This window comes from Aeribacillus pallidus (genome assembly GCF_050478865.1).
In the GTDB taxonomy this organism is placed as follows: Bacteria; Bacillota; Bacilli; order Bacillales; family JACDOC01; genus JACDOC01.
In genome coordinates, this window is sequence record NZ_JBCNBW010000057.1 from 57,455 (window position 1) to 66,702 (window position 9,248).

General features: G+C 38.7%; 9 protein-coding genes and 1 pseudogene. 4 read left to right on the top strand and 6 right to left on the bottom strand.

Annotation, left to right across the window (positions count from 1 at the left end; genetic code table 11):
* Positions 1–5 precede the first annotated feature (5 nt).
* The gene (locus ABES52_RS12600; protein WP_429651505.1) at positions 6–1,028 is read right to left on the bottom strand and encodes a DUF2332 domain-containing protein; all 1,023 of its coding nucleotides are present in this window, start codon (positions 1,026–1,028) and stop codon (positions 6–8) included.
* Positions 1,029–1,383: 355 nt separating this feature from the next.
* Between ABES52_RS12600 and ABES52_RS12605 the strand changes: the two are divergent.
* The 4 genes and pseudogenes from ABES52_RS12605 to ABES52_RS12620 all read left to right on the top strand — a co-directional run bounded on the left by ABES52_RS12605 (position 1,384) and on the right by ABES52_RS12620 (position 4,237).
* Positions 1,384–2,729: pseudogene (locus ABES52_RS12605) on the top strand (YjiH family protein).
* A 204-nt stretch (positions 2,730–2,933) separates the two neighbouring features.
* On the top strand, positions 2,934–3,164 hold the full coding sequence (locus ABES52_RS12610) for a DUF3892 domain-containing protein (protein WP_429651506.1): 231 nt from the start codon (positions 2,934–2,936) through the stop codon (positions 3,162–3,164).
* A gap of 15 nt (positions 3,165–3,179) precedes the next feature.
* Positions 3,180–3,323 carry a hypothetical protein gene (locus ABES52_RS12615; protein ID WP_429651507.1) on the top strand — a complete coding sequence of 48 codons (144 nt, stop codon included), beginning with the start codon at positions 3,180–3,182 and terminating at the stop codon, positions 3,321–3,323.
* Positions 3,324–3,877: 554 nt separating this feature from the next.
* Positions 3,878–4,237 (top strand): NIPSNAP family protein, encoded by a 360-nt coding sequence (locus ABES52_RS12620; RefSeq protein ID WP_429651508.1) that lies wholly within the window; start codon positions 3,878–3,880, stop codon positions 4,235–4,237.
* A gap of 91 nt (positions 4,238–4,328) precedes the next feature.
* Here the strand turns inward: ABES52_RS12620 and ABES52_RS12625 are convergent, their stop codons facing one another.
* The 5 genes from ABES52_RS12625 to ABES52_RS12645 all read right to left on the bottom strand — a co-directional run bounded on the left by ABES52_RS12625 (position 4,329) and on the right by ABES52_RS12645 (position 9,200).
* Positions 4,329–4,880, bottom strand: a complete 552-nt coding sequence (locus ABES52_RS12625; protein WP_429651509.1) for an HXXEE domain-containing protein — start codon at positions 4,878–4,880, stop codon at positions 4,329–4,331.
* 89 nt (positions 4,881–4,969) lie between these two features.
* Positions 4,970–6,682, bottom strand: a complete 1,713-nt coding sequence (gene abc-f / locus ABES52_RS12630; RefSeq protein ID WP_429651510.1) for a ribosomal protection-like ABC-F family protein — start codon at positions 6,680–6,682, stop codon at positions 4,970–4,972.
* 284 nt (positions 6,683–6,966) lie between these two features.
* Positions 6,967–8,151: an endonuclease Q family protein gene (locus ABES52_RS12635; RefSeq protein WP_429651511.1), complete on the bottom strand. Its 1,185-nt coding sequence runs from the start codon at positions 8,149–8,151 to the stop codon at positions 6,967–6,969.
* Positions 8,152–8,176: 25 nt separating this feature from the next.
* Positions 8,177–8,800, bottom strand: a complete 624-nt coding sequence (locus tag ABES52_RS12640) for an NUDIX hydrolase (RefSeq protein WP_429651512.1) — start codon at positions 8,798–8,800, stop codon at positions 8,177–8,179.
* Positions 8,801–8,810: 10 nt separating this feature from the next.
* Entirely contained in the window at positions 8,811–9,200 is a 390-nt protein-coding gene (locus ABES52_RS12645) for a VOC family protein (protein WP_429651513.1), read from the bottom strand.
* Between the last annotated feature and the right edge of the window lie 48 nt (positions 9,201–9,248).

Consider the following 9,248-nt stretch of genomic DNA (forward strand, 5'->3'; position numbering starts at 1 on the left):
CACCTCTATAATTCCCACGTAAACCAGCGACCATGGCCATCCGTTTCTCCAACAGTAGTCTTGTATTCTTTTATATTGATAAAGTAATCAAGGTGGAGTTTCCGGTCCCACATATTGTTATAAAGATGAAACACCTCTCTTGTTTGGCCAATCGTCCGAATGTTTTCTATTAATTGTTTTTTCCTTTCTTCTGGTATTTGATTGGCGACGTGAGTATGAAAGATACATAGAACTGAGTCATGAGGAATTTGATTTTCCATTTCAGGGAGTAATAATACTCCATCCCCTTCCATCAACTGCAATGGTTGATTTTTCACACAACTAGCCGCTTTTTCAAACAGCTTTCGTCGCTCTTTATGTTCAGGCCAAATTAATGCTTTGAGCCATAACTCATCTTCATGGTTGTTAAGATCATTTATATGCAAATCAATTCCAATTCTTTGAACCACTGGCGGACTTTTTTCTATAAAGAACGGCTGCCGATTTCCTTTTATTTCAGAAGTAATGTGTACTTTAGACTCCACGTTCCCATACCGTTTATTCGTTCCATACGTATAACTGTATTGGTCCCATAACAGCTGGAATCCGGCACTCGTTCCAATCTCCACGAGTGTTAATGGCTTTTTTACTTGATCGTAAATAAAACAAAAAACAGGGTACAAATAAGCACAACGTCTGACTTCGTTCGTTTGGACAAGTTTTTGTTGAAGAATCGGGATTATCTCCTGCTTGTTTTGTAAACAAAATTCCCGGAAAGAAGAGAAGGATTCTGTGACATCTTTTGGATGCTCTACTAAACTCGTATAATATTCACGAAGTTCATGTTTCTTTCCTTTCAGTAACAAGTAGTGAACCGCACCGAATAATAAGTTAGGAACAGGCTGACCAGGTCGAGTGTGTGCAGCTAATTCCAGCAGTTCGTCATCTTCAGCTATATTTATGGACAAATGCTCATATAACTCGGATGACCCTTTACATTCTATTTCGGCAAAATGACGAAATCGCTGGGACAGGATCTCTTTTTCCACTAACCGTTCCCCCTCGCTTTCCAAAAGACATGAAAAATCAAATAATTAAAGACACTGACACTGTATTACAAAATAAGCCAGTTTTTTTATAGTATCTATGCCACTATTCTGAATGACAAATAAAAGGGTAATGAGTTTATAATTTTAAAATCTTATTTTGATATAAAAATCCACCGCCCACCTATCAATCAAAAAAATATTTCCATGTTGCCCAATTATAGTATAATTAATACAGAATATTATGAATATTTTATAATTAAAAGTCGTTTTTTCAGTAATTAAAAGGAGGATAAAAAGATTCTTTCTTTAATAAAATCCTAAACTACATTAATTTTCCATGATAGGGGGAAATGGGATGAAAAATACTCCGTTAAATAGTAATTCGTTACCGACGAATTTAGGAAAGCCGAGAGTACCATTAATCAATGTTTTTAAATTTATTGTTTACAGTGCTATTGGGATTTTTATGTTTTTTATTCCGGTCACCATTGGAGAAAAATCATCGATTATGCTTGATCATATTGTAAGTACGATTCAAAAAAGCGTTCCGTCCGTATTACCTTATTACGCATTGATTGTCATTTTTCTCGGAGCCTTATACCCTTTTTATACTAAAAAATGGAATTCTAGTAAAGTGAACATCGCGTTCTCTATATTGAAAATTTTAGGTCTTATAGCAGCTATATTATTAATATTAAAAACAGGTCCTTCTTGGTTGTTTGCCCCAAATATGGGTCCATTCTTATTTGAAAAGCTTGTTATTTCTGTTGGCTTGCTTGTTCCAATTGGTTCTGTATTTCTTGCGCTATTAGTGGGATATGGCTTACTTGAATTTATCGGAGTACTTCTGCAGCCGGTGATGAGACCGATTTGGAAGACGCCAGGCCGTTCTGCGATTGACGCTGTTGCCTCATTTGTCGGCAGCTATTCCATCGGTTTACTTATCACGAATCGAGTATTTAAAGAAGGAAAGTATACGATTAAAGAAGCAGCGATTATTGCAACAGGTTTTTCAACGGTATCTGCCACGTTTATGGTTGTTGTCGCCAAAACGCTTGGCTTAATGGAAATGTGGAATATATACTTTTGGACAACATTAATCGTGACGTTTATTGTAACCGCTATCACAGTCCGCATCTGGCCGTTAAAATCAATGAGTGATGAGTATTTTAACGGATTAAAAGGAAAACAAGAAGAGGTCGTGAAAGGAAATCGAGTTCAAAAAGCTTGGGAAGAAGCAATGGCCGCTGCGGAAAAATCGCCTTCTTTATGGAAAAATATTTATCAAAATTTAAAAGATGGATTTATTATGACCATGTCCATTTTACCGTCGATTATGTCTGTCGGCTTGCTTGGACTTGTCTTGGCAGAATATACCCCGCTATTTGATTGGCTTGGTTACATCTTCTATCCTTTCACAGCATTATTACAACTTCCAGAGCCTATGCTTGCAGCCAAGGCGGTAGCGATCTCCATAGCCGAAATGTTTTTACCAGCACTGCTCGTAACAGAAGCCGCGCTCGTAACCAAGTTTGTTATTGGAGTGGTTTCTGTATCGGCAATTATTTTCTTCTCTGCGCTTGACCATGTATTTTATCAACCGAAATTCCAATTTCCATCACGAAAATGCTTGTTATTTGGGTTGAACGAGTTGTACTCACAATTATTATTGTGACACCTTTAGCATTTTTACTTCTGTAAACATCGGTATCCAGCAAAAAGAGGGGGCTTAAATTAGCCCCCTAATTTTACGTTTCGCTCTATTTTGCAAATGGTCTCAAACGCGTTCATCCAGTTTGGATTCCGTGCCTCCGTCGTTTACCTATCTACTTTCTTTAACCGTGTTGCTTGAATAAACATTTCTGGAGTGGACATGCTAAACGGTGGAAAAGGAGTTGATGAGGGATGGCACAAGAAAGAATTGTTGCTGTGAAAAAAAATGGGGATGGCGACATTATTAAATTTAAAACGTCTTCCGGTCGTGTGCTCTGGTATCACGAAGCGCTGCAGGAAGTCGAACGTGGAGCGATTTCAGGGGTCAATATTTTTAAAGGCAAAGACGGTGAACATTATATTCGCAGCAATGCTGATGGGGACCCAACAAACAATTTAGACAACTTACCGACATTTTCTTAAAAAGGAGCGGTTAATATGACGAAAAAATATAATAAAGGAAGCATGAATCAAAACTCACCAAAGCACACCGATCCACTATCAACGAACCCAACGAGTGGCGATAATAGTAAAGGGAATAAGCATAATAAAGATCAAAATGATAAAAGCGAAGGGGTCTGATTCATATCAGATCCTTTTTTGTGAAAAGAAATCGAATTAGAGATATATAAATACAATAAATCTATTCAACTCAACAATCGATTCTTCATTCCTATTTTATTTAAGTAATCACCTGCTAAAAATTATATGGTTACTTAAAAATCTTTGGAAGTGCAACCGACATTCAATAGCAAGGCCATACATATAAACAAATGCCAGTTTCCACTTATTCTAACCTCTTCCTTAAAAATATCTCTCTATTTTTCCAATATTACGAAATTAAACTATAATGATATTACATATCAACGACTGATTAATTGGGAATGACTTCACTAATATTTTTTAATGATTGGCTATGTTATATGTCATTGTTATTTTTAGCAAGTTATTTACATGAAGCGAAAGGCGGCGACTCCAGCGGGAACAAGAAGCCGCAAGACCCATACTTGAGCGTAGCGAGGGAAGCGGCTTGCGGATTGCCCGCGGGAAGCGTCCGCCACAAGCGTAATGAATAAATATCAACAGTAACGTTTAACAATGCCTAATGATTAAAAAGAAAGGATGGACTAAGCTCTATGTTTTACCGCAGAAAATCTTATATCGTAGCCCCAGAGATTGTAGAAAGTTTTAACAAGCATTTTAACGAAACCCTTTTACCTACTCAATTAAAATACGGTTCTCGCTTAATTGGTCGATGGATGGTCCCTCAAACTAAAGGACCTGTTGAAATCTTTGCCATCTGGGAGTATGAAAGCTTTGAGGAATATGAAAAAATTGAAGAAAAAGTAAGAAGTGATCAAGCGCATGTTGAGCGTGTGAAAGCCTGGTATGACCAGCATGGCGGCAGAGAACACGTATGGAAACATTATTTATTAGAAGTGAAGAATGAGCAAATAGTGTCAACGGTGGTTAAGGAAAATAGCCAGGCTCGTTAACATCAGAAAATCCCACCGTCAAATGATTGAGGGGTGGGATTTTTTTACATTTTGACACATCTTGGTCCATGAATACATTTTAGGCTGTTTATCAAAATCCACCTTTATCTACCAGTTCATTAAATAACAAAGGTACATAATAGACCATTCCTTTTACAATGATATGTGCAAGTAATGCAATGGGAGCTTGTAAAATAAAGCCTAAACATAAAAATAAATGAAACTTTCTCACGGTTAATAATTGCTCATGAATCAAGTATTTCAGCGTAATGAAGGAATAGGGATAGATAATAACGATCGATGTAATGATCCCTGGAACATAGCTTTGAAATAAAATCAATTGGATTAGATGACCGATTCCATTAGCTAAAAATATGCCAGGTACTAAAAAGGAAAAGAAAGTCTTAGGTTCCAAACCTAAAAAGCGTTTATTCTTTGAAGCTTTATAGCATCCTATGAACGTTAATATCCATAAAAGCAAAAAGGCTAAAGTAAACTCTAAGGTTGTTACTTTAATCGGTACGACATCCGAATGCTTCGTAAGAAACTCCTCTACAGTTAAAATTTCTTCCACATCATGAATGAAATACAGTAATGGAAAAAGCCAAATCAACCGATTGAGTTTGGAAATAGGAATGTTCATTTTCTACCACCTTGTAATAACATTTAAAACAGAGGGGAAGCTGTAAAAATTCATACTAAAAAGTCCCCCTCTTTGTTTAATCATCGGTATTATTTCTCCATTATCTTCACGAATTCCCGCTTTTTCTTCATTAATTCCGTTAGTTCCTCATCAATTTTTTGATATTCCTCTGTACCTGGTGTTAGTAAACTAATGTTCCCGAGCAGCTCCGTTATTTTCGTTTCGATAATGGCTAATTCATTTGCTAGCTGATTTTTCGTTAGAGCCTTCTCTTTATCACGATTTTCACTATATTCCTTCAACCCGCTTTCGATTCGTTTAATTTGTTGGTTGTCAATGACTAATAACTTGTTACATATTTTTTCGATAAAATAACGGTCATGGGACACGACCAGCAGTGTTCCTGGAAAGTCGAGGAGCGTTTCTTCTAGTTGCTCACGGCTTGGAAGGTCTAAATGATTGGTCGGTTCGTCTAAAATAAGCAAGTCGATGTCGTGTAGAATCATCTTCACCAGTTTTACTTTCGTACACTCCCCTAAACTTAACGCGCTGATCGGTTTTGTAACTTTTTCTTTTAGTCCGACGTTCGCTAATATCGTACGTGCCTGTGCTATTCGCTCTCGGTCGACTACATCGAGATATTGGAGCACCGTTTGTTCGAGTGGAAGGTCATTGACATCTTGGCTTAAATAGGCGATTCGAAGCGATTGGCTTTTCCATAAGGAGCCGCTTGTGGTATTCTCTTCACCTAGCAACATTTTGAGTAACGTCGTTTTCCCAGCCCCGTTCGGACCTAATAAGCCAACCTTTTCTCCGTGATTGATATAGAAATAACTAGATTGAAATAGTATGCGGTCTTGAAACTGTTTTGATAGTTCTGTTGCTTCCACTACACGTTTGCCTCGTTTTTCCCCTCCTTGAAAATGAAACGTAACGGACATTTCGTCCTTCGGCTTTTCCGCTTTGTTTTTGGTCAGCTCTTGTTCCAGTCGTTTTAATTTCGATTTAACTTGCTGATCTTTTTTCTTTGCTTTAACGCGGCCATATTCCTTTTGCCGAATTTCCGCACCGACTCCCACTTTTCCTGCCATTCGATGGGCTTTATCGGACCATTGCTTTAACCGAGCTACTTGCTTTTCAATCGTTTGAATTTTCCGCTGTTGTTTTTCATACTCTCGTTGTTGCTTTTCTATTTGATGCTTCTTTTCCTCCCGATACACCGTATAGTTGCCTTCATAAATGGTTAATCGGCCATCTTCCAGTTCAAAAATTTTCGTCACCGTTTCATCTAAAAAGTAGCGATCATGGGAGATGATCAAGGCCGCCCCTTCATAGGATTTCATTTCATTTATCAGCCACTTCACACCTTGCAAATCTAAGTGATTCGTCGGTTCGTCTAAAATAAGGAACTCTGGATGTTGAGACCAAATAGAGGCTAATGAAAGCTTCAAGCGCTCCCCATTACTAAGCTGTCGATACCGCTCGCCTTCCCAACCAACATGTTTTTGTACTCCTAACTTACTAATGATATGAAAAAAATCTTCGGACACTTCTTCTGTTAAATCTGTTTGGTCAGTCGATTGCGGTAAATATCCAATTTTTAGATGTAAAGGGATAAAGGTGATGGACCCTTGATCCGGATCAAGCTCCTTCATTAACATTTTCACTAACGTCGTTTTCCCGGCTCCGTTCCAACCGATTAACCCGATTTTTTCACCTTTTTGTATGTCAAACTGAATATCTTTTAATATGACACGCTCACCGAAGCTTTTAGAGACCTTCCGAACTTGAATCATTGTCATCGATTGCTCACCTCATTCTTTAAAAAATAAAAAGACACCACTCCAGAAATCTAGAGTGGTGTCATCCCTATGAAAGATAGACGTGTCCCGATAAGCCAAGAATGACCTAAAACATACGTATCCTTATGTTCGGTAAAAACAGCGTATATCCTAAAAAAGGGCAGACTAATCCCATCTCTAGATTTCTCATCATATGAAAATGAAATCTAAAAATAGGATTAGTACTTCATGCCCCCGTTCATGCTCCTTCCATTAATTTCTATAATTAAGTATAAATATTCTAATTATTTAGTGTCAATAGTTGGATACGAATCAACCTTCCCATATCTCCCACCGCCCCCAGCATGAATAGAAAGCTGGCCTGTTCGCGCAAGAACGATTAGGTGAGCAACCTTTGGTCCGATAACTTCGGTGAGCTCTTCCTCTGTGGTGCCATGTAACACACGCATTTCGGTTCCAAAATGGTCGAGCAGCTTTTGATACGTTTTTTTCCCAAGACCCGGGATAAACTCTAACGGCACTTGGTAAATATACGGTGGCCGATTGGACGGAGGTGTACTGGCTGTTTTTAATTCTTGAATCCGGTCGGACACGCCTTTGATTTTTTGCTGATGACCGCACATTTGGCAAGGGTTCTGTTCGTTTTCGATCGGATGAAAACAGTTCGCACAGGTCGTTTGATAATATTTTCCAAGGAGCGGGTTCAATCCGAAATTGGCGATAATTCCGCGTCCATCTTCCTCTTTGAACGCTTTTTTTAGCTCGGTGAAAGTCGGAGCGTTCATGCGAATGATTTGATATTCTCGGGCGATTTTTCCGAGCGAATGGGCATCGGAATTGGTGACATACGGATAGCAGTGGAGTTCGGCTAATTGGTCGGCCATTTTCGTATCCGCGCTTAGCCCTAACTCCACCGCATCAATGAGGTCAGGATCGAACACTTCGCGTAAACTTTTTTGTACACCTTTTCCGTACAGGCTTTTAAAAGGGGTAAACGCATGCGCCGTGATAAACATACCTCCTAACTCTTTCACGAAGGTTTGTAACTCGGTTCCAGTTTCATAAATACGCTGCGAGCTTAACGTAATATTTTTTACCCGGCTTTCGAGCCATTTGGAAAAGGTACGCATCGTTTGGATGGTTGGTAAAAATACAAGCACATGAATGGGTCCATGGCACCGCTCATCGTAAATTTCTAATTCGCTTCCTAAAAGAAGGGTGATATCGTTGGTGATGATGCCCCCTTCTGGGTGCTCCATCATTTGTTGTTGTTCGATGGCTTGTTCCAATTCGTCCAGAACTTCGGGCACATGACAATCAATCACCCCGACCATGTCCAATCCTTTTGTTTTGGAAGATTCTTTTAAAATATTAGTGAGCGTTAACGTTTTGGCGCCGGTAATTTTGACCGGCTTTCCTGATGCGGTTCGGCCGATATGAATATGTAAGTCTACGTAATAGGTGTTCATTTAGATGCTCCTTACGTTGGTTGTTTCAAAGATGCCTTTTGATCAGTTTGAGCACTTGTTCCCAATAATTTGGTAGATGGGGTAAAAACCGGTCTTTTGTGACACGTTTCTTTGTATTTATATTATCTCCACTATCCGACAGGACAAATCCTTCTACTGTTATTTCATCTCGCTCTCCTAACCATAGCTCACAAAATGAGTAAAATTCTGCTTTCATGATTCCAGCTACTTCTTCTTTTTGTAAAACAAAAATTTCATCCAAGTTTTCTTCACTAATATAAAGAAAGACGTTTCCTAACTCACGGTCAATAAAGTGGTTACTAATAATTTCGTCTTTAACGACACCGAGTGGAATGAGCTGCTTAAAAGATAGGTTAATTCCTAATTCTTCTTGTACTTCTCTAACCCCATCCTGAACCGTCTCATGTTTTAATAGATGTCCAGCAGCTGTAATATCTAACAGACTAGGAAAATCACGTTTTTGATTACTGCGAAGTTGAAAAAGGATGAAGTCCTTCCCGTCTTCCTTACTGATAATCCAACAATGAAACGTTTCGTGCCAATGCCCCTTTTGATGCACCTCTTCACGAGTTGCGCTGCCAATTAAGTGATATTGTTCGTCGAATATGTTTAGTTTTTCTGTCTTCATGGACCCTTACCTATTTAACTTCCAGATTGAGTTGCCAAGAAACCCCATATCGATCTTCTACCCAAGCGAACTTTGGACTGAATGGATAAGAAGCTAAAGGCATTAATACGTTGCCATTTTGAGATAATTTTTCAAATAACTTGTCTATTTCTTCTTCTGTATCACACGTTACAAACAGGGACATCGCCGGAGTAAAAGGATGATGCTCCCCACTTGGGTTATCGATACACATGAACGGTTGACCTTTAATGGTGAAAGTTGCATGTAACACTTTACCGTTTTCATGATACGAAACATGATTGATCTCTGATTGGTCAAATATGGAAATATAAAAATTCATAGCCTCTTCCGCTTGCCCATTAAACATTAAAAACGGTGTAATTTTTGAAGAATGTTTCATTTTTAAATTGCCTCCTTTTTGCTTTTGGGGACAGTCCCGGGGGGGGGG

Coding starts and splice junctions, on each gene's coding strand:
- ABES52_RS12610 (WP_429651506.1), top strand. CDS start 2,934: ATGGCACAAGAAAGAATTGTTGCTGTGAAAAAAAATGGGGATGGCGAC.
- ABES52_RS12615 (WP_429651507.1), top strand. CDS start 3,180: ATGACGAAAAAATATAATAAAGGAAGCATGAATCAAAACTCACCAAAG.
- ABES52_RS12620 (WP_429651508.1), top strand. CDS start 3,878: ATGTTTTACCGCAGAAAATCTTATATCGTAGCCCCAGAGATTGTAGAA.
- ABES52_RS12625 (WP_429651509.1), bottom strand. CDS start 4,880: ATGAACATTCCTATTTCCAAACTCAATCGGTTGATTTGGCTTTTTCCA.
- abc-f (WP_429651510.1), bottom strand. CDS start 6,682: ATGACAATGATTCAAGTTCGGAAGGTCTCTAAAAGCTTCGGTGAGCGT.
- ABES52_RS12635 (WP_429651511.1), bottom strand. CDS start 8,151: ATGAACACCTATTACGTAGACTTACATATTCATATCGGCCGAACCGCA.
- ABES52_RS12640 (WP_429651512.1), bottom strand. CDS start 8,800: ATGAAGACAGAAAAACTAAACATATTCGACGAACAATATCACTTAATT.
- ABES52_RS12645 (WP_429651513.1), bottom strand. CDS start 9,200: ATGAAACATTCTTCAAAAATTACACCGTTTTTAATGTTTAATGGGCAA.